22 protein-coding genes are annotated in these 23,486 nt (G+C 70.7%); 9 read left to right on the top strand and 13 right to left on the bottom strand.

From position 1 onward, the window contains the following. Positions 1-2: 2 nt before the first annotated feature. From ACFYO2_RS35500 to ACFYO2_RS35515, 4 genes are all read right to left on the bottom strand, one after another. The gene (locus ACFYO2_RS35500) at positions 3-1,217 is read right to left on the bottom strand and encodes an acetyl-CoA C-acetyltransferase (protein WP_388357569.1); all 1,215 of its coding nucleotides are present in this window, start codon (positions 1,215-1,217) and stop codon (positions 3-5) included. Between the two features lie 20 nt (positions 1,218-1,237). After that, positions 1,238-2,380 (bottom strand): acyl-CoA dehydrogenase family protein, encoded by a 1,143-nt coding sequence (locus ACFYO2_RS35505; RefSeq protein ID WP_388357571.1) that lies wholly within the window; start codon positions 2,378-2,380, stop codon positions 1,238-1,240. Further along, complete coding sequence (locus ACFYO2_RS35510) at positions 2,377-3,507, bottom strand: CaiB/BaiF CoA transferase family protein (protein ID WP_388357574.1); 1,131 nt, start codon at positions 3,505-3,507, stop codon at positions 2,377-2,379. Before ACFYO2_RS35510 ends, ACFYO2_RS35505 begins: the two co-directional genes overlap by 4 nt. A gap of 116 nt (positions 3,508-3,623) precedes the next feature. Beyond that, positions 3,624-4,004, bottom strand: coding sequence for an MmcQ/YjbR family DNA-binding protein (locus tag ACFYO2_RS35515; RefSeq protein ID WP_388357577.1), 381 nt, complete (start codon positions 4,002-4,004; stop codon positions 3,624-3,626). A 94-nt stretch (positions 4,005-4,098) separates the two neighbouring features. Here ACFYO2_RS35515 and ACFYO2_RS35520 point away from each other — a divergent pair, with 94 nt between their 5' ends. After that, positions 4,099-5,277 carry a saccharopine dehydrogenase family protein gene (locus tag ACFYO2_RS35520; protein ID WP_388357580.1) on the top strand — a complete coding sequence of 393 codons (1,179 nt, stop codon included), beginning with the start codon at positions 4,099-4,101 and terminating at the stop codon, positions 5,275-5,277. Between the two features lie 7 nt (positions 5,278-5,284). Here ACFYO2_RS35520 and mmpA read toward each other — a convergent pair whose 3' ends face one another. Together mmpA and ACFYO2_RS35530 are read right to left on the bottom strand one after the other, a co-directional pair. Beyond that, positions 5,285-5,431, bottom strand: a complete 147-nt coding sequence (gene mmpA / locus ACFYO2_RS35525; protein WP_388357583.1) for a morphogenic membrane protein MmpA — start codon at positions 5,429-5,431, stop codon at positions 5,285-5,287. Between the two features lie 83 nt (positions 5,432-5,514). After that, entirely contained in the window at positions 5,515-6,204 is a 690-nt protein-coding gene (locus ACFYO2_RS35530) for an endonuclease V (protein ID WP_388357585.1), read from the bottom strand. 48 nt (positions 6,205-6,252) lie between these two features. Here ACFYO2_RS35530 and ACFYO2_RS35535 point away from each other — a divergent pair, with 48 nt between their 5' ends. After that, positions 6,253-6,549 carry a YciI family protein gene (locus ACFYO2_RS35535; protein WP_388357588.1) on the top strand — a complete coding sequence of 99 codons (297 nt, stop codon included), beginning with the start codon at positions 6,253-6,255 and terminating at the stop codon, positions 6,547-6,549. Between the two features lie 2 nt (positions 6,550-6,551). On the opposite strand, the gene ACFYO2_RS35540 is transcribed toward ACFYO2_RS35535, so the two are convergent. Both ACFYO2_RS35540 and ACFYO2_RS35545 read right to left on the bottom strand, forming a co-directional pair. Further along, a complete protein-coding gene (locus ACFYO2_RS35540; RefSeq protein WP_388357590.1) occupies positions 6,552-6,881 on the bottom strand; it encodes a plasmid stabilization protein in 330 nt (109 codons plus the stop codon). 70 nt (positions 6,882-6,951) lie between these two features. Beyond that, on the bottom strand, positions 6,952-8,064 hold the full coding sequence (locus tag ACFYO2_RS35545; protein ID WP_388357593.1) for a WD40/YVTN/BNR-like repeat-containing protein: 1,113 nt from the start codon (positions 8,062-8,064) through the stop codon (positions 6,952-6,954). Positions 8,065-8,308: 244 nt separating this feature from the next. On the opposite strand from ACFYO2_RS35545, the gene ACFYO2_RS35550 reads away from it, so the two are divergent. Continuing rightward, positions 8,309-8,725, top strand: a complete 417-nt coding sequence (locus ACFYO2_RS35550) for an SsgA family sporulation/cell division regulator (RefSeq protein WP_388357595.1) — start codon at positions 8,309-8,311, stop codon at positions 8,723-8,725. A 553-nt stretch (positions 8,726-9,278) separates the two neighbouring features. On the opposite strand, the gene ACFYO2_RS35555 is transcribed toward ACFYO2_RS35550, so the two are convergent. Further along, a complete protein-coding gene (locus tag ACFYO2_RS35555) occupies positions 9,279-9,914 on the bottom strand; it encodes a GPP34 family phosphoprotein (protein WP_388357598.1) in 636 nt (211 codons plus the stop codon). Positions 9,915-10,209: 295 nt separating this feature from the next. Between ACFYO2_RS35555 and ACFYO2_RS35560 the strand changes: the two genes are divergently transcribed. The 3 genes from ACFYO2_RS35560 (at position 10,210) to ACFYO2_RS35570 (ending at position 13,943) form a co-directional block, all read left to right on the top strand. Next, a complete protein-coding gene (locus tag ACFYO2_RS35560) occupies positions 10,210-11,835 on the top strand; it encodes an ABC-F family ATP-binding cassette domain-containing protein (RefSeq protein WP_388357601.1) in 1,626 nt (541 codons plus the stop codon). Between the two features lie 142 nt (positions 11,836-11,977). After that, on the top strand, positions 11,978-12,754 hold the full coding sequence (gene ddaH / locus ACFYO2_RS35565; protein WP_388357603.1) for a dimethylargininase: 777 nt from the start codon (positions 11,978-11,980) through the stop codon (positions 12,752-12,754). A 211-nt stretch (positions 12,755-12,965) separates the two neighbouring features. Beyond that, complete coding sequence (locus tag ACFYO2_RS35570; protein ID WP_388357606.1) at positions 12,966-13,943, top strand: acyl-ACP desaturase; 978 nt, start codon at positions 12,966-12,968, stop codon at positions 13,941-13,943. Positions 13,944-14,118: 175 nt separating this feature from the next. On the opposite strand, the gene ACFYO2_RS35575 is transcribed toward ACFYO2_RS35570, so the two are convergent. Next, positions 14,119-14,364 carry a WhiB family transcriptional regulator gene (locus tag ACFYO2_RS35575; RefSeq protein WP_388357609.1) on the bottom strand — a complete coding sequence of 82 codons (246 nt, stop codon included), beginning with the start codon at positions 14,362-14,364 and terminating at the stop codon, positions 14,119-14,121. Positions 14,365-14,620: 256 nt separating this feature from the next. Here ACFYO2_RS35575 and ACFYO2_RS35580 point away from each other — a divergent pair, with 256 nt between their 5' ends. Next, complete coding sequence (locus ACFYO2_RS35580; RefSeq protein ID WP_388357612.1) at positions 14,621-15,412, top strand: VOC family protein; 792 nt, start codon at positions 14,621-14,623, stop codon at positions 15,410-15,412. Positions 15,413-15,446: 34 nt separating this feature from the next. Here the strand turns inward: ACFYO2_RS35580 and ACFYO2_RS35585 are convergent, their stop codons facing one another. Continuing rightward, on the bottom strand, positions 15,447-16,481 hold the full coding sequence (locus ACFYO2_RS35585; protein WP_388357615.1) for a LacI family DNA-binding transcriptional regulator: 1,035 nt from the start codon (positions 16,479-16,481) through the stop codon (positions 15,447-15,449). Between the two features lie 116 nt (positions 16,482-16,597). Next, entirely contained in the window at positions 16,598-17,545 is a 948-nt protein-coding gene (locus ACFYO2_RS35590; RefSeq protein WP_388357618.1) for a multicopper oxidase domain-containing protein, read from the bottom strand. A 189-nt stretch (positions 17,546-17,734) separates the two neighbouring features. Here ACFYO2_RS35590 and ACFYO2_RS35595 point away from each other — a divergent pair, with 189 nt between their 5' ends. Both ACFYO2_RS35595 and ACFYO2_RS35600 read left to right on the top strand, forming a co-directional pair. Then, positions 17,735-20,230: a ThuA domain-containing protein gene (locus ACFYO2_RS35595; RefSeq protein WP_388357621.1), complete on the top strand. Its 2,496-nt coding sequence runs from the start codon at positions 17,735-17,737 to the stop codon at positions 20,228-20,230. Further along, positions 20,227-22,437 (top strand): OmpL47-type beta-barrel domain-containing protein, encoded by a 2,211-nt coding sequence (locus ACFYO2_RS35600; RefSeq protein WP_388357623.1) that lies wholly within the window; start codon positions 20,227-20,229, stop codon positions 22,435-22,437. The genes ACFYO2_RS35595 and ACFYO2_RS35600 overlap by 4 nt, the downstream gene beginning before the upstream one ends. Here the strand turns inward: ACFYO2_RS35600 and ligD are convergent. Continuing rightward, a complete protein-coding gene (gene ligD / locus ACFYO2_RS35605; RefSeq protein ID WP_388357626.1) occupies positions 22,424-23,449 on the bottom strand; it encodes a non-homologous end-joining DNA ligase in 1,026 nt (341 codons plus the stop codon). The two genes, ACFYO2_RS35600 and ligD, sit on opposite strands and share 14 nt — an antisense overlap. Positions 23,450-23,486 lie beyond the last annotated feature (37 nt).

Genomic DNA, 23,486 nt, shown 5'->3' on the forward strand with positions numbered 1-23,486 from the left:
ATTCAGATGCGTTCGACGATCGTGGCGATGCCCATGCCGCCGCCGACACACAGCGTGGCGAGGCCGTAGCGCTTGTCCTGGCGCTCCAGTTCGTCGACGAGCGAGCCGAGGATCATGGCGCCGGTGGCGCCGAGCGGGTGGCCCAGCGCGATCGCGCCGCCGTTGACGTTCACCTTGTCGAGGGACAGGCCCATGTCCCTCACGAAGCGCAGGACGACGGCCGCGAAGGCCTCGTTGATCTCGACGAGGTCGATGTCGTCGATGGTCAGCCCGGCCTTGGCGAGGGCCTTGCGGGTGGCGGGGGCGGGACCGGTGAGCATGATGGTGGGCTCGGAGCCGGAGACGGCGGCGGAGACGATCCGCGCGCGCGGGGTGAGCCCGTAGCGGTCACCGACCTCCTTCGAGCCGATCGCGACCAGCGACGCGCCGTCCACGATGCCGGAGGAGTTGCCCGCGTGGTGGACGTGGTCGATCTTCTCCACCCAGTGGTACTTCTGCAGGGCCACGGCGTCGAAGCCGCCGAGGTCGCCGATGTCCGCGAAGGACGGCTTCAGCTTGGCGAGGGAGTCGGCGGTGGTGCCCGGGCGCAGGTGCTCGTCGTGGTCGAGGACGGTGAGCCCGCTGCGGTCCTTCACCGGGACGACGGAGCGGTCGAATCGGCCCTCCTTCCAGGCGGTGGCCGCCCGCTCCTGCGAGAGCGCCGCGTACTCGTCGACGTCCCGCCGGGAGAAGCCCTCGATGGTGGCGATGAGGTCGGCGCCGATGCCCTGCGGCACGAAGTTGGTGGCGAGGTTCGTCATCGGGTCGTTGAACCAGGCGCCGCCGTCCGACGCCATCGGCACCCGCGACATCGACTCGACGCCGCCCGCGAGGACGAGGTCCTCCCAGCCGGAACGCACCTTGGCGGCGGCCGTGTTGACGGCCTCCAGACCCGAGGCACAGAAGCGGTTCTCCTGTACGCCGGCCACCGTGTCCGGCAGTCCGGCGGCGACGGCGGCGATCCGGGCGATGTCGGAGCCCTGGTCGCCGACCGGTCCGACGACGCCGAGCACGATGTCGTCGACCGCCGCCGGGTCGAGGTTCGGGAAGCGGTCACGGATCTCGTGGATGAGCCCGACGACCAGATCGATGGGCTTCGTGCCGTGCAGGGCGCCGTTCGCCTTGCCGCGGCCGCGCGGGGTGCGGATCGCGTCGTACACATACGCTTCGGTGCTCACATCAAGCCTTTCGGGGAGGGTCAGCCCAGCAGGGAACGGCCGATGATCTCCTTCATGATCTCGGTGGTCCCGCCGTAGATGGTCTGGATACGCCCGTCGGTGAAGGCCCGGGCGACGTGGTAGTCGGTCATGTAGCCGTAGCCGCCGTGCAGTTGGAGGCAGCGGTCGGCGACCCGCTTCTGCAGTTCGGTCGCCCACCACTTGGCCATGGAGGCGTCCACGGCGTCGAGTCCGCCGCAGGAGTGCTCCTCGATGCAACGGTCGAGGAAGGCGCGGGTGACGGCGCACTCGGTGGCCATCTCGGCTATTTCGAAGCGGACGTGCTGCTTGGCAGCCAGGGGCCGGCCGAAGGCCTCGCGCTCCTTGACGTACTCGGTGGTGATCTCCAGCAGGTGCTCGGCGGCGGCGATCGCGGCGACGGCGATGCTCAGGCGCTCCTGGGCGAGGTTCGTCATCAGGTGGACGAAGGCGCCGTCGAGCTCGCCGAGGAGGTTTTCCTTGGGCACGCGCACGTCGTGGAAGAACAACTCGGCCGTGTCCTGGGCCTTCTGGCCGATCTTGTCGAGGTTGCGGCCGCGCTCGAAGCCCTCCATGCCCCGTTCGACGACGAACAGGGACAGGCCGTGGGCTCCGCCTTCCGGAGTCGTCTTCGCCACGACGATCACCAGGTCGGCCAGGATCCCGTTGGAGATGAACGTCTTGGAGCCGTTGAGGAGCCAGCGCTCGCCCCGGTCCTCGGCGTGGGTGCGGATGCCCTGGAGGTCGGAACCGGCGCCGGGCTCGGTCATGGCGATGGCGGTGATCAGCGTGCCGTCGCAGAATCCGGGCAGCCAGCGCCGCTTCTGCTCTTCTGTGGCCAGGCCGGTCAGATACGGGCCGATGATGTCGTTGTGCAGGCCGAGGGCGAGGCCCGGGGCACCCGCGCGGGTGAACTCCTCGGCGAGGACGGCGCTGTAGCGGAAGTCGGCGGTGCCACCGCCTCCGTACTCCTCGTCGACGGCGAGCCCGAGCAGGCCCTGTTTGCCGGCCGCGCGCCACGCGTCGCGGGAGACGATGCCGTCCCTCTCCCACTGCTCGTAGTACGGGACCACCTCCCTGGCCAGGAAGCTGCGCACGGTCTCACGGAACGCGTCGTGCTCGGGGGCGAAGATCTGCCGCTTCATGAGAGGCCCTTCAGGAGGTCGGGCACGTCCCAGTCGCGTGCCACGTCGGCGGTGTCGGCGCCCGGCCGGGCCGGGCCGGTGCGGACCTGCGTCGGGGTCGCCGAGAAGCGGGGTGCCGGGGCGGGCTGGGTGATGCCGCCGTGGTCGGTGAAGGTGCCGCGAGCGGCGAGGTGCGGGTGGTGCGGGGCCTCGTGCAAGGACAGCACGGGCGCCACGCAGGCGTCGGAGCCCTCGAAGACGGCCGCCCACTCGTCACGGGTGCGGGATGTGAAGCGGGCTACGACCGCCTCGCGCAGCTCGCCCCAGCGGCTCCAGTCCTTGCGGGCGTCGGCGTACCCCTCGATGCCGAGCAGGTCCAGGAACTCCTCGAAGAACTGCGGCTCCAGGGCCCCGACCGCCATGTACTTCCCGTCGGCGGTCTCGTAGGTCCCGTAGTACGGGCAGCCGCCGTCGAGGAGGTTGGCGCCGCGCCGGTCCTGCCAACCGCCGGCGGCGAGCATTCCGTGGATCATCGCGGAGAGGTGGGCGGTGCCGTCGACGATGGCCGCGTCGACGACCTGGCCGGTGCCGGTCGCGCGGGCGTGGTGCAGGGCGGCGAGGACACCGACGACGAGGTACAGGGAACCGCCCGCGTAGTCACCGAGCAGGTTGGCCGGGACGGCGGGAGGCCGGGACGGTTCGCCGATCATGCCGAGGGTGCCGGTGAGCGCGATGTAGGCGATGTCGTGGCCGGCGCGCGGGGCGAGGGGACCCTCCTGCCCCCAGCCGGTCATCCGGCCGTAGACGAGCTTGGGGTTGCGGGCGTGGCAGTCCTCGGGGCCGACGCCGAGGCGCTCGGCGACTTCGGGGCGGTAGCCCTCGATGAGGACGTCCGCGCGGGCGGCGAGGTCGAGGACGCGGGCGGGGCCGTCGGCCGCTTTCAGGTCGACGATCACCGAGCGCTTGTTGCGGTTGGTGACGTCGAACTCCGGGTCGATGGCGAGCCCCGCGCCGCCGGGCCGGTCCACGCGGACGACGTCGGCGCCCAGGTCGGCGAGGAGCATGGCGGCGAACGGGCCGGGCCCGATCCCGGCCAGCTCGACCACGCGTACGCCGGAGAGCGGGCCCGGCCCTGGCGTCGTTGCCATTCAGCCCCCAAAGGTATGACACAACCGATGTAACACCAGTGATGCTAGGAACGCCTCACAACGGACACAAGACCTGGAGAGCAAGCGCTTAGTCGGATTGTGCCCCGCCGGCCGGTTCAGCGCGCGTCCAGCTCGGCTGTCAGCCGCTTCGGCGCGATCGCGCGGTAGCTCTCCTCCACCCAGTCGCACAGCAGCTCGGCGGCCGGGGCGCCCTGCCGCTCCAACGGGACCGAGACCCAGCCTGCCTTGCCGAGGCCGTACCCGGCGGGTTCGGCGCCCGGGCAGGTCAGCGCGTGGGCGTGGGCGGCCTCTTCCTTGAGCTTCACCGTGAGGCCCAGCGGATGACTGCCGTCGTCGACACCGAGGAAGACGAACACCTTCTTGTTGACCTTGGCGACGGTCTCGCCCCAGGGGAACTCCTCCGTGACACCCGGCAGCCCGAGGGCGAAGTCGCGCGCTTTCCGCCACTTCTTCAGGGCGTTCTTCGGCACCGCCACCTGATACCTCCGGCCTCGTCGTCGGGTCCTGGTACTTCTCACGCTAGCCTCGGCCACCGACAACGGCGCGTGCGACGGAATCCCGAGGGGTGTCATGAGCAGGCTGAAAAGGACGGACCGTCCCTACGACATCGTGCTCTTCGGAGCCACCGGCTTCGTGGGAACGCTCACCGCGGAGTATCTGGCCGCGCACGCACCCGAGGGGCTGCGCTGGGCGATCGCGGGCCGCGACGAGGTGAAGCTCCACCGGCTGCGTGAGGGGCTGCCCGGCGGCACCGAGGTCGGGGTACTGAGGGCCGACGTGTCGGATCCGGCCTCGCTGCGCGAACTCGCCGAGCACGCGCGCGTGGTGGCCACCACGGTCGGCCCCTATGTGACCTACGGCGAGGAACTCGTCGCCGCCTGCGCGGACTCCGGTACCGATTATCTGGACCTCACCGGTGAGCCGGAGTTCGTGGACCTGATGTACGTCCGTCATGACGCACGGGCGCGTGAGACGGGCGCCCGGCTGGTGCACGCCTGCGGCTTCGACTCCGTACCGCACGACCTGGGGGCGTACTTCACGGTCGGGCAGCTCCCCGAGGGCGTGCCTTTGAGGGTCGACGGGTTCGTGACCGCGGACGCGACCTTCTCGGGCGGCACGTTCGCCTCGGCGCTGAACCAGTTCGCGCGAGGGCGGCAGATGCTGGCCGCCGCCCGGGACCGCGGGCGGCACGAGCCCCGCCTGGTGGGCCGGAGGGCCACCGCACCGACTGGAGCGCCCCGGTTCGCACCAGAGGTCGGCGCCTGGGCGCTGCCTCTGCCGACGATCGACGCGCAGATCGTCCGGCGGTCCGCGCAGGCGCTGGAGCGGTACGGCCCCGACTTCCGCTATCGGGAGTACGCGGCGGTACGGCGCCTGCCGGTCGCGGTGGGCGGGGTGGCGGCCGCGGGTGCGCTGTTCGCCGCCGCCCAACTGCCGCCCGCGCGGCACTGGTTGTCGAAGCGGCTCAAGCCCGGGGAGGGGCCGGACCCCGAGAAGCGCGCGAAGAGCTGGTTCAAGGTCCGTTTCGTCGGCGAGGGCGGCGGGCGGCGGGTGTTCACCGAGGTGTCGGGCGGCGACCCGGGATACGACGAGACGGCGAAGATGTTCGCCGAGTCGGCGCTGTCCCTGGCCTTCGACGACCTCCCGCCGACCTCCGGTCAGGTCACCACGGCGGTCGCGATGGGCGACGCGCTGACCGGGCGGCTGCGGCGGGCCGGGATCACCTTCCGTGTGGCCGGGAGCCGGTGAGCCCGCCCTACAGCGGCCACTGGGCGACGGTGTAGATCATTCCGACGATCCAGGCGAGCCCCGCGAGGGTGGCGAGGATCAGGGCGGCCGTCACGGCACGCTCGACGGGACGGTCCGGGTCGGCGAGGGGCTTCGGGGAGCGGTGCGAAGTCATGCGGCACAGCCTGCCGAGGTGGCGGCCGGTCCCACATCCGTACAGGTACTCAGACGAGGTACTCAGACGAGGTGCCGGTGCGCTCAGGGAGTTGCGTCCTTCAGCGCACGTCGGCACAGCGCGTCCGCCCTGCGCGTGGTCTCCGGCAGGCGGTACTCGGGGGTCAGCGCGAGGGTGTGGGCGCAGGCGTTGTCGAGGCTCACGCGGTGGCCGACCGAGACGAAGACCGGCTTGACGGCCGCCCGCGTCCGCAGGGCTCGGCCGACCTCCTCGGCGCCGGCGAGGAGCGGCGAGGCACTGGCGCGCGGGGTGTCCGGGTCGTCGTAGGTGAAGGTGAACGGGTTCTTGGCGACGCCGATCGTGGGCAGGCCGGTGAGGACGCCGAGGTGGCTGGCGAGGCCGAAGCGGCGCGGGTGGGCGAGGCCGTAGCCGTCGCAGACGACCAGGCCGGGCGGGCAGGACAGGGCGTCGAGGGCCGCGAGGACCGTGGGGATCTCCCGGAAGGCGAGCAGGCCGGGCACGTACGGGAAGGAGACCCGGCCGACGGCCGTCGTCTCGGCGACGACTTCGAGACTCGCCGCGTCCAGCACCACGGCGGCGGCCACGACAACGTCGTGCTCGTCGTCGTAGGCCACGTCCACACCGGTCACACGTCCCGTGCCGGGCGGCGGCCCCGGCTCGTCGAGCACCACGCGCTCACGCAACTCGTCCTGGACCGCGCGGGCCTGCTCCTCGGTCGCGGGCCAGTCGGGGGGAATTCTTACCGTCGTCATGATGGGACGACCCTACGGCCCCTCAGCGGACGGCGTAGCCTCGTGATCATGTTCGTACTGGAGCTGACCTACACCGCACCGCTCGAAGCCGTCGACGCCGCGCTCGAGGCGCATGTCGCCTGGCTCGACGAGCTGTACGAGCAGGGGGTGTTCCTGGCGTCCGGACCCAAGAACCCCCGCGACGGCGGGGTGATCCTCGCCGTCGCGGGGGACCGGGCGTGGATCGAGGAGATCGCCGCGGGCGATCCCTTCGTCACCACCGGGGTGTGCGAGTACCGCATCACCGAGTTCGCCGCGACGAAGACGGCACCGGGACTGGAGCGGTACCGGGAGACGCCGGCCTGAGCTCAGCTCTTGCCGCCCAGCGCCCGCTGCAGCTGGCTCTTGTTCATGTCCGAACGGCCCTTGATGCCGCGCTGCTTGGCCTCCTCGTAGAGCTGGTCGTACGTGGGCCCCTGGGAGCCCTGGCCGGACCGCTGGCCGCCCCGCTTGCCGGACGACATGTCCTTGGTCGAGGTGCGGCTGGCGGTCTTCGACTCGCCGGACCGGGCGCGCTCCTTGTTCACCGTCCGAGCGGCGATCTCCTTGGCGCGTCCGGTGCTCTCGCCCCGGTCCTCGGCGCTCTCCTTGATGTGCTCGTACTGGCGCTCCCGCTTGGAGCTCGAACCACGTGGCATGTCCGCTCACTCCTTTCCCGTTCGCGGAACGGGTACCCCATTCCGGACGTGTGCGGCACGCCGAGACGCCTCAGCTCTCCAGACGGGCGACGCGCCCCTGTTCTCCGGCCGCCCAGCACCCCAGGTCGGGCGTGCAGTCCACGGTGTCGTACGAGCCCGTGTCCACCGTCCGCCAGGTGCGGCCGCCGTCCGTCGTCAGGTCGGTGCCGGTGGGTCCGACCGCGAGGGCGGCCGCACGGCTGTACGGGAGCCAGGCGACGCCCGAGCGGTAGGCGGGCGGCGGCCGGTCGGCAGGCCGCCAGGTGCGGCCGCCGTCGGCGGTGCGCGCCGCCGGAGCGGTGGACGTCTGGTCGGGGCGGTAGTCGCCGCCGACCGCGAGACCGTGGGTGCGGTCGCGGAAGGCGAGCGCGAAGACGCCGCGGGCCGGGTCGCCCGCCGGGATCGGCGTGTCGGAGGCCGTCCAGGTCAGGCCGCGGTCGGCGGAGTGCAGCACGCGCGCGCGTGCGGCCCCGCCGGTGGCCAGCCAGACGTCCCGGGAACCGGCGGAGACCAGGCACTGGCCGCTCGCCGCGAAGCCGGCCTCACCGGGCAGCGCGGCCGGCATGCCGGTGTCGGGCAGCACCTTCCAGGAGCGGCCGCCGTCGTCGGTCGACAGGATGCGGAACTTCCCGTCCACGGGGTCGCTCATGGCGAGGCCGTGGCGGCGGTCGAAGAAGGTGAGGCAGTCGTAGAAGGCCCGCGCGTCGGTGTTGCGGAAGGACTCGGTCCAGGTCTCGCCGCCGTCGTCGGTGCGGTACACGCGGGACGCCTCGCCCTCGCCGATGGCCAGCACCACCGCGCGCCGGGCGTCGAACGCCTCGATGTCCCGGAACTGCAATTCCCCGGCGCCCGGCGGCGAGACGTTCCGCCAGCTCGCCCCGCCGTCCGTGGTGCGCAGGACGGTGCCCTGGGTGCCGGACACCCAGGCGGTGTCCCGGCCGACGGCCGCGAGCCCCCGGAACCGCACACCGGAACCGCCGGTGTCCTTCAGCTCCCAGTGCGGTGTCCGCCGCCCGGCCTCCTGCGCCTGCGCCGGTACGGCGGTCAGGGCGGCCAGTGCCGCCGCGCACGTCACCCCCGCACCCACCACTCGTCTCGTCCGTTCCGGCCAACTCGTGCGTCGCGTCTTCCCCAAGCGCCTCATGGCGGGCGAAGCTAGCCCAGCACCCGGGTGTCGTCCAGAGCACCGCTACCGCCCTCCCCGGGCCGCAGCGCTCGCCCCAAGTGCCTTTCCCACCCCGGGAGAAGACCCTGGCCACTCGCGTGAATGAAGACGGTGACAGAGGTCACTCGACATCGGTGTGCACGGATTGACTCATTCCGGCGTCTCTTCCAGTGCCCGGCCTCATCTCCGGAAGTCCGTCCCGCCGTCGTAAGGGAGCAAGGCGTTGTCCATCGTCATCGAGCAGCCCGTCGAGGCCCGACTCGTCGCTGCCGCGCCGCGGATGCCGAACATTCCCGCCACGCTGCACTACGACCGGCGCGATCCGTTCGCCGTCCGCATGACCTTCCCGGCCCCGGCCACCCTGGAAGGCGTGGAGGTCTGCTGGACCTTCAGCCGCGAACTCCTCACGGCGGGCCTCCAGGAGCCCGAGGGCCACGGCGACGTGCGGGTGCGGCCGTACGGGTACGACCGCACCGTCCTGGAGTTCCACGCCCCCGAGGGCACCGCCGTCGTGCACGTCCGCTCGGGCGAGCTGCGCCGGTTCCTGGAGGCGACCAGCGAGCTGGTGCCGGTCGGTCTGGAGCATCTCCAGCTCGACCTGGACCACGACCTGGCGGAACTGATGCGGGACGCCTGCTGAGCCCGACCGGGTTCGGCGACCGAGCAGCGCGTTGAGCTCGCCGTGGTCGAGCCCGTCGGCCGGCGCGTCGTACGTCCCCGCGTCCAGCAGTTCCCGGGCGGCGCGGTGGACCAGGGTGTGCGTGGCCTGGGCGATGCCTGAGCCGACCCTCACGCGGGCGACGCCGAGCGCGCACCGCTCCGCGACCGGCGGGGCACCGGGACCGCCATCAGGTTCAGCGGTCCGTCCGCGCCGTCCGCGAGCGGCTTCACCGTCTCCGGGCCGACGGCCCCGGGGACCAAATCCCGTCGGCGCCCGCGGTGCGGAAGGCGGCGGCCCGCTCCAGGTGAGGTCCACTCCCCCGGCGCCGCGCAGGAGCGTGCCGATGCGGGCGTTGACGCACAACGGCACATCCTCCGCGTCGGCGGCCTGGCGGGCGGCGGCGATGCGCGCGTGTCCCAGGCGTTCGGCAGGACGAGCGGGCTGCCCGCCACGCGCGGGGAAGCGGAAGGCGAGGGGTCGGTGGCGACCACCGGCGGGGTCCGGCAGGAATCCGACAGGCGCGTGAGCAGGCTCAGTTGACGGCGGAGGCGGCCGACCCCGCCGTCCGCACCTCCCGGAGGACCGTCCGCAGCACGGGTGCCGCCGCCCCACCGCGCTCGACGAGCTCTTCGAGCCGCCCCCGGTCATGCTCGTCGTCGGACACCAACCCCGCGGCGTCCGCGAGCGCGGCGAGGGCCGCGTCCCGCTCCGAGACCTCCGCCACCGCGACCGGCCCCAGCACAACCGCCCGCGCCTCCTCACGCAGCGCGTCCACCACGGCGCCGCCCTCCAGGGCGTACTCCACGGTCGGGAAGACCCCGAGGACCCGTCGCTTCTCGGCGTGCAGGTGCCCCCCGGCGGCCAACTGCTCCCGTACGGCGTCCAGGGTGATCCGCGCCCGCAGGGTCACCCAGGTCCCCCACCGGTGCGGCCGGGACTCCCGGACCAGCTCGAGAAGGCCGTCAAGGACGGGGTCCCCCGTCTCGGAGTCCAAGTCGGCCGGCGTGACGATGCCGTCCTCGTCGACGAGCAGGCCGCGCCGGGCCAGCTCGACGAGGGCACCGGCCCGGACCAGTGCGGGCAGCCGGCCGGCGCCGGTGACGTCCGTCTCCGTGCTGTCCCAGGCCAGCAGGCACAGCCGGGCCGGGAGCGAGAGCGGGTTGGACACGGGGTCTCCTTCGGACGGTGGGATCGGGGCTCAGTTAATGCGTTGACAGTCCCCCAGGCCGCTCATACGGTGTACAGCGGTCCTGTTGCCGCCGATTGGAGAAGGACGTTGCTCGTCTGAGGTCCTGAGACACCGCGTCACACACATCAGGTGTGTGCGCTGCGTGCGACCTCGGCATTCGAGCCGTCCTCGGGAACGGGGCTTTTCTCATGCCCCCGGGGCCTCTCCCCCTTGGTCGCAGGTGTCTCGATACGCGTTTGCCCCCCAACGCCTGAAGCAACCGCGGAGACCCCGTATGTCTACTTCCATCACCTGTACGTCCCTCGCCTTCGCCTGGCCCGACGGCACCTCCGTCTTCGAGGACCTCGACGCTGCGTTCGGCCCCGGGCGCACCGGCCTCGTCGGCGTCAACGGGTCTGGAAAATCAACCCTGTTGAAGCTGATCGCCGGGGAGCTCACGCCTGCCGACGGCACGGTCCGCGTCACCGGCGAGGTCGGCCACCTCCCGCAGAACGTCACCCTCGACACCCAACTGAGGGTCGACGAGGCACTCGGCATCGCCGCACAGCGCGCCGCGCTGCACGCCATCGAGGCGGGCGACGTGGCCGAGCAGCACTTCGAGACGGTCGGCGACGACTGGGACGTGGAGGAGCGCGCGCTCGCCACCCTCGGCGAACTCGGGCTCGGCCACATCGCCTTGGACCGGACGATCGGCGAGGTGTCGGGCGGCGAGTCGGTGCTCCTGCGCCTGGCCGCCCTGCTGCTGCGCCGCCCCGACGTCCTGCTGCTCGACGAACCCACCAACAACCTGGACCTGTACGCACGCAGGCGGCTCCACTCGGCCGTAGCGTCCTGGCCGGGCGTCATGGTCGTGGTCAGCCACGACCGCGAACTCCTCGAACTGGTCGACCAGGTCGCCGATCTGCACTCCGGCGAGATCACCTGGTACGGCGGCAACTTCTCCGCCTACGAGGAGGCACTCGCCACCGAACAGGAGGCCGCGGAGCGGATGGTGCGGGTCGCCGAGTCCGATCTGAAGAAGCAGAAGCGCGAACTGATCGATGCCCACTCGAAGCTGGCCAAGCGCACCCGCTACGCCAACAAGATGTACGAGAACAAGCGCGAGCCCAGGGCCGTGATGAAACTGAGGAAGTGCACGGCCCAGGTCTCCGCGGGCAAGCACCGCATTCTGCACGAGGAGAAGCTCGCCGAGGCCAAGGAACGGTTCGACGAGGCGGTGGAGGCCGTGCGGGACGAGGACGAGATCCGCGTCGACCTGCCGTACACGGCCGTACCGCCGGGCCGTGGCGTCCTCACCCTCCAGGATCTGCGACTGGCGTACGGGGCGCGCGTGGCGGGCGGCTTCGACCTGCGCGGCCCGGAGCGGATCGCGCTGATCGGGCGCAACGGAGCGGGCAAGACGACGCTGCTGCGCACGATCGCCGGGGAGCTCGAGCCGGTGGCGGGCGAGGCGCAGGTCCATGTCCCCCTCCGCTTCCTGCCGCAGCGGCTGGACGTCCTCGACGACGAGCTGACGGTCGCCGAGAACGTCGCCCGGTTCGCGCCGGGCGCCACCAACAACCGGGTCCGGGCGCGGCTGGCCCGTTTCCTGTTCCGAGGCGCCCGCGCCGACCAGAAGGCGGCCACGCTGTCCGGCGGCGAACGCTTCCGGGCAGCCCTCGCCGCGCTGATGCTGGCCGAACCCGCCCCGCAGTTGCTGATGCTGGACGAGCCCACGAACAACCTCGACATGGCGAGCGTGCGTCAGCTGACGACAGCCCTGGAGTCGTACGAGGGGGCGCTGATCGTGGCCAGCCACGACCTGCCGTTCCTCGAGTCGATCGGCGTCACCCGCCGGCTGCTGATGGAGGACGGACAGCTGAAGGAGATCACGCGAGAAGCGTTCCGGAATCCCGCCTAGCGCCCAGCCGACGGGGTGGCGGCCATGCCGTTGGCACGAAGGGAAACAGGTGACACTGACAACAAGGGTTTGGCCCGCGCGCACCGGCCCTGCATGATGGCGGGCAGGCCACACCCTGTCCCACCGATCCGGAGATCCCCTCGTGCCCAGCAAGAAGGCCCTCGTCCGCCGCCCCGGTCCGCGCCTCGCCGAAGGTCTGGTGACTCACGTCGAGCGCGAGGAGGTCGATGTCGACCTCGCACTCGAACAGTGGGAGGCGTATGTCGAGGCGCTGAGCACGCACGGCTGGGAGACCGTCGAGGTGGACCCGGAGGACGACTGCCCCGACTCGGTGTTCGTCGAGGACACGGTCGTCATGTACAAGAACGTCGCGCTGATCACCCGGCCCGGCGCGGAGTCCCGGCGCGAGGAGACCACGGGCGTCGAGGAGGCCGTGGCCCGGCTGGGTTGCTCGGTCAACTGGATCTGGGATCCGGGCACGCTGGACGGCGGTGACGTGCTGAAGATCGGCGACACGATCTACGTCGGCCGGGGCGGCCGCACCAACGCGGCGGGTGTTCAGCAGCTGCGGGCCGCCTTCGAGCCGCTCGGGGCGCGGATCGTCGCCGTACCGGTGAGCAAGGTGCTGCATCTGAAGACCGCGGTCACCGCGCTGCCCGACGGGACCGTCCTCGGGCGTATCCCGCAGTTGGACGCGCCCTCGCTGTTCCCGCGCTTCCTGCCGGTGCCGGAGGAGTCCGGGGCGCACGTGGTGCTGCTCGGGGGCGCCAAGCTGCTGATGGCGGCCAGCGCGCCGAAGACCGCCGAACTGCTCGCCGACCTCGGCCATGAGCCGGTCCTGGTCGACATCAGCGAGTTCGAGAAGCTCGAAGGTTGTGTGACATGCCTCTCGGTGCGGATGCGGGAGTTGTACGCCTGACCCCTGCGCTCCCGACCCTTTCGACCCCGGACCTGCGCTTCCCGGGGTCGTTTGTCATGCCCTGGGAACACCCCTGATCAGGGATCTTTACACGGCTCTTAACCTACGGTCTCGTAACCTACGGATACGTAGCCTACGATTCCGTAAGTACCGGTCCGGCACCGCTCGCCGGGCTTCCCTCATATCTGTTCCGCGTCCCCCTGGAGTACCAGTGACGATCACTTCCCCTCACCTCGGCAGCCCGTCCTCCGCCTGGACCGACGCCCGCCTGCTGTACGCGCTGGAGGAAGTCGTCGAACAGGAACTCAACCGGCACTTGAAGGTCGCCAAGGACTGGATGCCGCACGAGTACGTCCCCTGGAGCGACGCGCGCAACTTCCCGGGCCTCTTCGAGGACGGCGAGGCGTGGGACAAGGAGCAGTCCAAGGTCACCGAGCTCGGCCGGATCGCTTTGGTGGTCAACCTTCTCACGGAGGACAACCTCCCCAGCTACCACCACGAGATCGCCTCGCTCTTCGGCCGGGACGGCGCCTGGGGCACCTGGGTGCACCGCTGGACCGCGGAGGAGGGCCGGCACGGCATCGTGATGCGCGACTACCTGCTCGCCTCGCGCGCGGTGGACCCGGACAAGCTGGAGCAGTTCCGCATGGCCCACATGGCCGAGGGCTTCGAGTCGGACAACCGCCACTCGATGCTGCACTCGGTGGCGTACGTCGCCTTCCAGGAGCTGGCCACCCGCGTCTCGCACCGCAACACCGGCCACCAGTCCGGGGACCCGGTCTGCGACCGCATGCTGGCGCGTATCGCGACCGACGAGAACCTGCACATGGTCTTCTACCGCAATCTGCTGAAGGCGGCCTTCGACCTCGCGCCCGACCTGACGATGCAGGCGGTGCGCGACGTGATCGTGAACTTCCGCATGCCCGGCCACGGCATGCCCGGCTTCGAGCGGGCCGCCGCGCAGATGGCGATCGGCGAGGTCTACAACATGCGCATCCACCACGACGACGTCATCCAGCCCGTGCTGCGCTTCCTGAAGGTCCTGGAGATCGACGGCCTCGGCCCCGAGGGCCTCAAGGCACAGGAGGAACTCGGCCTGTACATGGGCGGCCTGGACGCGGAGGCGTCGAAGTTCGACGAGAAGCTGGCCGCGCGCAAGGCGCGGATGGCGGCCCGCGCGGCCGGCTGACAGCCACCCCGGTCCAGGGGCGGGGTGGCTGAACTCGAACCAGCGTGTTCCGCTTCCGGAGACCGTGCGCGCCTGCCGCTGCGCCACGACCCCGTCCTTGGCCTCGGACACCAGCCCTCCAGCTACCGCTGGGGGGCTGTTTCGTGCAGGCGTACGCGGTCGTCGACGGGCAGGGTCAGTCGTTCGTACGCCTGAGGTGGAGCCGTTCCTTCTCGGACAGGCCGCCCCAGACACCGAAGCGTTCGTCGTTGGCCAGGGCGTACTCCAGGCAGGCGGTGCGCATCTCGCACATGCCGCAGATGCGCTTCGCCTCGCGCACCGAGCTGCCCGGTTCGGGAAAGAAGAAGTCCGCCCCGGTCTGCGCGCACAGCGCCTGCTGCTGCCAAGCGAGGTCGGCCGGGGTGATGGTGTCGATGTGCATGAGCGAGATCGTGCCGGGGCGCGAAAAACATTCCATCAACGCGCGATCAACGCCGCCCCCGCACGGCCTGCGGCCGACCGATGATGACCCGGCCGGGCACCCGAGCGCACGGCGGCGCGCGGAACGCCGTACGACAAGATGCGTTGCTGTGGACACGCAGGGTGACCGGATCCGTCGGTCATGCCCCGCGCGATTGTCAGTGGGCGGTGCGAGACTCGGCAGTGCAGGCAACGGGACCTTCAAAGGAGGGGCAGAGATGCTCACCACCCGTTATGTCACCGGCGCTCCCAACTGGCTCGATCTCGGCACACCCGACATCGAGGGCGCCTCCTCCTTCTACGGCAGCCTGTTCGGCTGGCAGTTCCAGTCGGGCGGGCCCGAGGCCGGCGGTTACGGCTTCTTCCGGCTCGACGGGAGAACAGCCGCGGGCGGCATGCAGACCACCCCGGACCAGGGCCCGCCGTCCTGGACCGTCTATTTCCAGACCCCGGACGCGGACGCCACCGCGAAGACGGCCGAGCAGACGCACGGCTCGGTGCTGATGCAGCCCATGGACGTCATGGACCAAGGCCGCGTGGCGATCCTCGCCGATCAGGCCGGCGTGCCCTTCGGCATCTGGCAGCCCGCCGCCAACAAGGGCCTCGACGTCGTGCAGGAACAGGGCTCGCTGTGCTGGCTGGAGCTGTACACGCCGGACCTTCCCGCGGCCGCCGGGTTCTACAACAGGCTGTTCGGCTGGGAGACCTCCGCGCTCACCTTCGCCGGGGGCACCTACACCACCGTCCACCCGTCGGGGACCGAGCCCGACGCCATGTTCGGCGGCATCGTCCCGCTGGAGGACGACCCGACCAAGGCGGCGGCCGGCGCCTGGCTGCCGTACTTCGAGGTCCCGGACACGGACGCGGCCGTCAGCACGGCGCAGGAACGGGGCGGCACGGTCCTGCTGCCGGCGACGGACCTGGAGGACGTCGGCCGCATCGCCGAGCTCGCCGATCCCTACGGAGCCCGTTTCGCGGTGATCAAGAGCGCGCCGCCGCAGCAGGCGTAAGGGGGGCGGCAGGCCGTAAGGGGGAGTGGGGAGGTCAGGCCGAGGCGCGGCGGACCAGTGTGGTCGGCAGGACGACGCCGGACTGCGGCCTCTCCTCGCCGGTGGGGTGGCGGTCGAGGCCGCGCAGGAGCAGACGGGCCATCAACCGGCCCATTTGCTCTATGTCCTGACGGACCGTCGTGAGGGGCGGGTCGGTGTGTTCGGCGACGGGCAGCATGTCGTCGAAGCCGATCACGGCGACGTCCTCGGGCACGCGCCGCCCGCGCTCGCGCAGCACGCGCAGGGCGCCGGCGGCGGTGAGGTCGTTGGCCGCGAACACCGCGTCCACGTCGGGGCGGTGGTCGAGGAGTTCACGCATCGCCCGCTCACCGCCCGCCGGAGTGAAGTCGCCCGGCACGACCAGCCGTTGGTCGGCGTCGGACATGACGTCCCGATACCCGTCGAGCCGGTCCGCCGCCGAGGTCTGGTCGAGCGGGCCGGTGATGTGCGCGACGTGGCTGCGGCCGAGGGCGACGAGATGGCGTACGGCGTCGCGGGCGCCGCCGCGGTTGTCGCTGTCGACGTACACGACGTCACCGCCGTCGCCGTCGCTCCAGCCGGGGCGGCCGCCGAAGACGGTCGGGATCCCGGCCCGGCGGATCAGCCCGGGCAGCGGGTCGTCGAGGTGCAGCGAGAACACCAGCGCCCCGTCGACATGTCCGCCGGCGAGATAGCGGCCGACCCGGGCGTGGTCGTCGCGGCCCTCGGTGAGCAGCAGCACGAGCTGGTTGTCGAACGCCGTCAACTCCTTGCTGATACCACGCAGTTGCAGGGCGAAGAAGGGGTCGGCGAAGACCCGGGTCTCCGGTTCGGCGACCACGACGGCGACGGCGTCGTGCCGCTTCGTCACCAGGCTGCGGGCGGCCTGGTTGGGCACGTACCCGAGCTCGTCCACCGCCAGCCGCACCCGCTCGACGAGCGGCTCCCTGACCCCGTCCCCGCCGTTGACCACCCGTGAGGCGGTGGCCCGCGAGACCCCGGCCCGCGCGGCCACGGCCTCCAGCGTGGGACGCGGCGCTGTCTCGGTCACTTCGCGGCTCCTCATCGGCGGGGTGCCGATCAGGATAGCCCCGGGCGTGGAGCGGGAGTGAGAGCGCTCTCGGGCCGCTCTCGGGCCGCTCTCGGCGCGCGGGAGGCCGCGGTCGCTCAGTGGGGTCCGTGCGGCTCGTACCCCGGGATCGTGCCGTCCGTCTTCTTCACCAGGAACAGGCCGACCATCCCCATGTCGGAGTGGCTCTGCACATGGCAGTGGTACATCCACGCCCCGGCGCCCACCCCCTCCCCCGCGATCACCTGGAAGCCGAAGGAGTCCGCCGGGCCCACGATCTTGTTGTCGACGACCTGACTGGGGTCGTCGGGCCCCGTGAGCATGCCCGTGCGGTTGTCCGCCCAGCGGTGACCGTGCAGGTGGAAGGTGTGGTAGTACTCGCCGTGCGTGATCACCACGAACTCGACGCGATCACCCACCGTGGCCTCGAAGTTCGGGCCCGAGTGCGCGGGCTTGTTGTTGATCAGCATGTCGTTGAAGACGATGGTGTGGGTCCGGTCCGGCAGGACATCTCCCTTGCGCCGCACGACCACCGGTCCGTACAGGCCCTTGCGGATGCCGCCCGTGCCGTGCTCGGTCCCCACGACGTGGTCGTGGTAGTGCCAGTAGCCCGCGCTGCCCGCCCGCCAGGTGCCGTCCTTGCGGCGGCCGGGGGCGTGGGTGCGCCAGGTGTAGGTGCGGGTGCCGCCGGGCTCGACGTCGCTGTTGTTCAATCCCGTGCCGTCGCTGGAGATCTCGTAGTCCAGGCCGTGTGCGTGCAGGCTCGCCCGTACATCCATCGTGTTCTCCAACTCGATGTGCAGGGTGTCACCCTCGTTGAGTTCGATCAGCGGTCCGGGGATCGTCGCCTTCCCCTTCTCGAAGCCGTAGCCCATCTGCCCGTCGGCGAGCTTCTCGGCGTACAGCTTGATGTGTCTCACCTCGCCCCCGGCCGGGGCTGTTCTCGCCGGCGCGTCGGCACCCATGGCCTCGGGCCCCAGGGACAACGATGTCGCCACGGCCGCGCCGCCCAGCAGTACTCGTCGGTTGAACCCGCGTCTGTCCATGCGGAACCCCCCACCCTGATACGGAACTTGCGGAGACGTACCTGTGATGAACCTGTGAGACCGTACCGGCCGTTCCGCAGTTTATCCACACTCAGGACAAAGTTCGGCCCATCTCGGTCATAGGTATTGGCGAGTTGCGCAAAGAGGTCTAACTTCCATCGCGCTGTTGCTGTGACCAAGGAGGTGCCCATGCACTTACGAGGGTTGAGCGCAAGAAGCACGAGGAACACGAGGAGACGGGCCTGGGCGGCCACCGTGACCGCCGGGGTCGTCACCGCCGGACTGCTGTCGGGGCCCGCGGCGAACGCGCGTCCGGCCCCGGAGCCGTCCCCGACAACGATGTCCGTCAAGTCGCCGCCGGGCGGCGCGAATGTACGGGTGCTGATCTTCCACGGCTCCGCGGCCGCCGGGGACGAGTCGCCGGTCGTCAACGCCGGCATCGAGGCGATCGAGCAGATCGGCCTGTCCGGACCGGCGAGCGGGCGCTTCAAGGTCGAGGCCACGGGCGACGCCTCGGTCTTCACCCATGAGACGAAGCTGGGCCGCTACAACGCGATCGTCTTCCTGACCGGTGGCGGCGACGTCCTCGATCCCGAACAGGAAGCGGGCCTGGAGGCCTACATGGAGGCCGGCGGCGGCTTCCTCGGCATCCATGACGCCGCCCGCGCGGAGCCGTACTCGGACTGGTTCACCGGTCTCGTCGGCGCCCGCCCGGCCGCGTCCAGTCCTACGAACGTGCAGCGGGCCACCGTCGAGGTCGGCGACCGCCAACACCCCGCCACCAAGGAGCTGCCGCTCCAGTGGAAGCGTCCCGACCAGTGGCTCAGCTGGGTGAAGAACCCGTCGGGTGATGTGCATACAGTCGCCCGTGTACGGGAGTCGACATACCAGCCGGGTGCGAGTGCCAACGGGTGGGACCACCCGGTGAGTTGGTGCCGGGACTACGACGGCGGGCGTTCCTTCTACACGGGCATGGGCGGCACGGTGTCGTCCTACGACGAGGCGGACTTCCGTGCGCATCTGCGCGGGGCGCTGCTGTGGACCACCCGGCTGGCGCAGGCCGACTGCACGGCGAGCATCACCGGCAACTACAAGGCGGAGCGGCTGACCCGGCCCAACCAGCCCGGGCAAAGCGACCAGATCGGCGAGCCGCACGGGCTGGTCACCGCGCCCGACGGCCGGGTGCTGTACATCGGCCGGGGCGGCGCCGACTCCTCCCAGCCCGTGATCACCGACTGGAACAACCCCGACATCGGCAAGGGCAAGGGCCAGATCCACGTCTACGACCCCGCGACCAAGAAGGTCACCCTGGCAGGCGAGCTGACCGTCTTCGGCAACAAGGGCGGCGGCGACGAACTGGTCAAGGTCGAGGAGGGCCTGCTCGGCATCGAACTCGACCCGCGCTTCGAGCAGAACGGCTGGGTGTACCTGCACTACACGCCGCACGCGCAGATCAACCGCGACACCCGGATGGCCGAGCGGCGCGTCTCCCGCTTCACGCTCGACCTCGCCACCGACAAACTGGATCTGGGCAGCGAGAAGGTGCTGCTCAAGTGGCCGGTACAGATCCACAGTTGCTGCCATGCGGGCGGCGGGATGGCCTGGGACTCCAAGGGCAACCTGTACATCGCCACCGGCGACAACAACTCCAGCGGGTTCAGCGACGGTTACTCGGGCAACAACCCGCAGCCCAACTACAAGGGTGTCTCCTTCGCCGACGCGCGCCGCACCGCCGGCAACACCAACAACCTCAACGGCAAGATCCTGCGCGTCCACCCGGAACCCGACGGGACCTACACCCTCCCGGACGGCAACCTCTTCACCGGCAGGGAGACCGACGAGGGCGGCGGCAAGACCCGCGGCGAGATCTACGTGATGGGCGTGCGCAACCCCGCGCGCATCTTCGTCGACAAGCAGACCGACACCCTCTACGCCGGTTGGGTCGGCCCCGATGCCGGCGCGCCCTCGCCGACCTGGGGCCCCGCCAAGTACGACACCTTCGCCGTCATCACCGAGGCGGGCAACCGCGGTTGGCCGTACTGCATGGGCAACAAGCAGCCCTACCGGGACCGCAATCTGCCCGATCCCACCCAGCCGCTCGGCTGGTACGACTGCGATCACCCGAAGAACGAGTCACCGAACAACGACGGCCTGGTCAACCTGCCGCCCGTCACCGGCAACAACATCTGGTACTCGCCCCAGGGCGGCGCCCCGGACTACCCGCGCGACGCCAGCGGTGTCCCCTCGTACAAGCAGGAGGAGGCCACCTATCTGCTGCCGTGGCTCAAGGGCGGCGGCCAGGCCGCGATGAACGGGCCGGTCTACCGGTACGACGCGGCGAGCACAAGTGCGACCAAGTGGCCCTCCTACTGGGACGGCAAGTGGTTCGTCGGCGACTTCTACGACGCCGACCAGCCGCGCAACGCGGTCATCACCGATCCGAAGAACCAGGGCGACGGCGGCCTGCCGGTCCACTCGGAGTCCCTGAAGAAGATCGTGCCGGTCGGCAGCGACGGCATCAGGAATCTCATGGACTGGAAGTTCGGACCGGACGGCGCGCTGTACGTCCTCGACTACGGGCGCGGCTTCTTCACCTCGGACGCCAGGTCGGCGCTGTGGCGGGTCACTTACACGGGCGGCGGGCCGACGCCCGCCGCGGACCAGTTGGCGAGGGGGACGCGGTGACACGGCGACGAAGAGTCTGGACGGCCCTGTTGGCCGCGCTGCTCGTCGTACTCGGGCTGCAGGCGCTGCCCGCGGCAGGGCAGACCCAGCGGCCCCAGGGACAGGCCGCCGCCGCCCAGGTGCTCACCTGGACCGCCGGCGACGACATCACCAAGTACACCTCGGCGCCGACGACGGCGGTGGCGGGTTCGGCGACGATCGTCTTCGAGAACAGCCTGGCCACCGGCAACACCACCGGAATGCCGCACACATTGACGTTCGTGACGAACGATCCCGAGTTCAACAGCGATGTCCAGCTCAACATCCTGGCCAACCCGAGCGACGACCAGGGCGGCCGTCACACCGCCGAGGTGACGCTCACCCCGGGTCGCTACTTCTACCACTGCACGATTCCCGGCCACGGCCAGATGCAGGGCATCCTCGTGGTGACCGAGGGCGGGGGCGAGGACACGACGCCGCCCGATACGGCCGCGCAGGTGACCGGCACGCAGAACGCGCAGGGCGAGTACGTCGGCTCGGCGAGCGTCGCGATCAGCGCGACCGACGGCGACGGTGGGTCGGGGGTTGACGGCATACAGTATGCGGTCGATGACGCGGGTGACTGGATGCCGTACACCGCACCAGTCGTCGTCGACCGGATCGGCCCTCATACGGTCCGCTACCGGGCGTTCGACAAGGCGGGCAACGTGTCGACGGAGAAGAGCGTCGCGTTCACCGTCGCCCCACCGCCCTCCGACGACACCACACCACCCGACACCTCGGCGACGGTGAGCGGTGAGCAGAACGCCGACGGGACATACATCGACATGGCGACAGTCACCGTCAGCGCCTCCGATACCGGATCCGGCGTCAACACCATCGAGTACACGGTCGACTCGGGAGCCTGGCAGCCGTACGCCTCCCCCGTGATGGTGCACCAGCTCGGCGCGCACACCGTGCGCTATCGGGCCACCGACAAGGCGGGCAACGTCGCCACCGAGAAGAGCGTGCGGTTCACGGTCGTCGCCGCGTCCCCGCAGGACACGACCCCGCCGGTGACGGGCGTGACCGTGGACGGCACACGGAACTCCGACGGGGCGTACGTCGGGAACGCCAAGGTGACCGTGAGTGCGACGGACGAGGGCGGGTCGGGTGTCGACCGGATCGAGTATTCACTCGACGGCGGACCGTACATTGCATACACCATCCCGCTGGTGGTCGACCGCGCCGGCACGCACACCGTCGCCTACCGGGCGATCGACAAGGCGGGCAACACCTCCGCGGCTCGCACCGTGAGTTTCACGGTGGTGTCCGGCGGCGGGGTGCCCGCGCCCAACTGCCCGGAGTACGACGAGAGGTCGACGGTCATTGTCGGCACGGTCGACTCGGGCGTACCGAACCGGGTCACCGACAGCCGGTGCCGGATCAACGAGTTGATCGAGGACGAGAAGGAGTGGACGTCCCGCGCACTGTTCCTGAAGCACGTCAAGGCAGTCCTCGACAGGCTGCTGAAGGAAGGCGTCGTCGACCAGCGCGAGTACAACGCGATCCAGAAGGCCGCCCGCCAGTCCGGGATCGGCGGGCCCGGCCAGACCGAGGGCTACCGCACGATCCTCGACGGCAGCGCGGGGTCCTTCGCCAAGTGGCAGCAGGTCGGTGGCGGTTCGTTCGCGCCGAACCCCGACGGATCGATCACCTCCGGCACCAGCAGGGCCGGGCTCGGGATGCTGTGGTACCCGCAGCGCAAGTACGGCGACTTCTCGCTCAGGCTGCAGTGGCGTGACGACGCTCCGGGCACCGGCAACGCCAACTCCGGCGTGTTCGTGCGGTTCCCGTGGGTGCTCGACCACCCGGAGGAGCCGCGGCCGGAGTGGGTCGCCATCAAGTACGGGCACGAGGTGCAGGTGCTCGACCGGCCCGACGGGGACATGTACAAGACGGGCTCCGTCTACGGCTTCGACCGGGTGGGCCTCGCCGGGGCGGGCGTCACCCAGAAGGGCACCTGGAACGACTACGAGATCCGGGTGGTCGACCAGCACTACTCGGTCTACCGCAACGGCGTGCTGATCAACGAGTTCGACAACATCGGCGGTCAGGAGTTCTCCCCGCCGCGCTCGGACGACCCGGGCACGGACGGCCGGCGCTTCGCCTCCGGCTACATCGGGCTCCAGGTGCACGGCACGACGGACGTGGTCTCGTACCGGGACATCAGGATCAAGGAGCTGTAGGGCCGGACTTCTTGGCTCGGCTCGGCTGTACCCGCCTGGGTTCTCCCGGCATCTTCGGATATTCGGGCGGGTACGGCAGATCACCCAGTCCGTGGTCGTGCTCGTCGCGGCGCGCCAGCTCCAGGAGAGCCTCCAGGGAGAAGCGGTGATTGTCCATGTCCGCGTGCACGTCGCCGAGTTCGGCGAAGCGCGCGGGCATGGTCGCGATGTCGAAGTCCTGGGGATGCGCCTCGCCCACCTCCTCCCAGCGCAGGGGCGCGGAGACCGGGGCGTGCGGGCGCGGTCGTACGGAGTAGGCGGAGGCGATCGTGCGGTCCCGGGCCGTCTGGTTGTAGTCGAGGAAGATGCGCTCGCCCCGCTCCTCCTTCCACCACTTGATGGTCACGAGGTCCGGCATCCGGCGTTCCATCTCCCGCCCGACCGCGATGGCGGCCCGCCGCACCTGGGTGAAGGTCCAGCGCGGCTCGATCGGGACGAAGACGTGCAGGCCCCGGCCGCCGGATGTCTTCGGCCAGCCGCGCAGTCCGCCGAACTCGTCGAGGACCGCGCGCAGCTCGTGGGCGGCGCGGACCGCGTCGTCGTAGTCGGTGCCGGGCTGCGGGTCGAGGTCGATGCGGAGTTCGTCGGGGCGGTCGACGTCGTCGCGGCGCACCGGCCAGGGGTGGAAGGTGAGGGTGCCGAACTGGGCGGCCCACAGCACCGCGGCCTCCTCGGTGGGGCACATCTCGTCGGCGCTGCGACCGCTGGGGAAGGTGATGTGTGCGGTCGGGATCCAGTCGGGCATGTTCTTCGGCGCCCGCTTCTGGAAGAAGAACTCGCCCGTGACGCCCTCCGGATAGCGCTCCAGGGTGGTGGGGCGGTCGCGCAGGGCGCGCAGGATGCCCGGGCCGACGGCCTGGTAGTAGCGGGCGAGGTCCAGCTTGGTGAAGCCGCGCTCCGGGAAGAAGATCTTGTCCGGGCTGGACAGCCGTACGGTCCGGCCGCCCGCCTCCAGTTCCACCGCATCGCCCATGCGAGCCACGGTAGGCGTACCGCGCACACCTCGCATA

The organism is Streptomyces sp. NPDC006602, assembly GCF_042870385.1.
GTDB lineage: Bacteria > Actinomycetota > Actinomycetes > Streptomycetales > Streptomycetaceae > Streptomyces.

What these genes read in the sequence shown, in the direction of transcription:
- ACFYO2_RS35505 (WP_388357571.1), bottom strand. Translation starts at nt 2,380, where the DNA reads ATGAAGCGGCAGATCTTCGCCCCCGAGCACGACGCGTTCCGTGAGACC.
- ACFYO2_RS35510 (WP_388357574.1), bottom strand. Translation starts at nt 3,507, where the DNA reads ATGGCAACGACGCCAGGGCCGGGCCCGCTCTCCGGCGTACGCGTGGTC.
- ACFYO2_RS35520 (WP_388357580.1), top strand. Translation starts at nt 4,099, where the DNA reads ATGAGCAGGCTGAAAAGGACGGACCGTCCCTACGACATCGTGCTCTTC.
- mmpA (WP_388357583.1), bottom strand. Translation starts at nt 5,431, where the DNA reads ATGACTTCGCACCGCTCCCCGAAGCCCCTCGCCGACCCGGACCGTCCC.
- ACFYO2_RS35530 (WP_388357585.1), bottom strand. Translation starts at nt 6,204, where the DNA reads ATGACGACGGTAAGAATTCCCCCCGACTGGCCCGCGACCGAGGAGCAG.
- ACFYO2_RS35535 (WP_388357588.1), top strand. Translation starts at nt 6,253, where the DNA reads ATGTTCGTACTGGAGCTGACCTACACCGCACCGCTCGAAGCCGTCGAC.
- ACFYO2_RS35540 (WP_388357590.1), bottom strand. Translation starts at nt 6,881, where the DNA reads ATGCCACGTGGTTCGAGCTCCAAGCGGGAGCGCCAGTACGAGCACATC.
- ACFYO2_RS35545 (WP_388357593.1), bottom strand. Translation starts at nt 8,064, where the DNA reads ATGAGGCGCTTGGGGAAGACGCGACGCACGAGTTGGCCGGAACGGACG.
- ACFYO2_RS35560 (WP_388357601.1), top strand. Translation starts at nt 10,210, where the DNA reads ATGTCTACTTCCATCACCTGTACGTCCCTCGCCTTCGCCTGGCCCGAC.
- ACFYO2_RS35575 (WP_388357609.1), bottom strand. Translation starts at nt 14,364, where the DNA reads ATGCACATCGACACCATCACCCCGGCCGACCTCGCTTGGCAGCAGCAG.
- ACFYO2_RS35580 (WP_388357612.1), top strand. Translation starts at nt 14,621, where the DNA reads ATGCTCACCACCCGTTATGTCACCGGCGCTCCCAACTGGCTCGATCTC.
- ACFYO2_RS35590 (WP_388357618.1), bottom strand. Translation starts at nt 17,545, where the DNA reads ATGGACAGACGCGGGTTCAACCGACGAGTACTGCTGGGCGGCGCGGCC.
- ACFYO2_RS35595 (WP_388357621.1), top strand. Translation starts at nt 17,735, where the DNA reads ATGCACTTACGAGGGTTGAGCGCAAGAAGCACGAGGAACACGAGGAGA.
- ligD (WP_388357626.1), bottom strand. Translation starts at nt 23,449, where the DNA reads ATGGGCGATGCGGTGGAACTGGAGGCGGGCGGCCGGACCGTACGGCTG.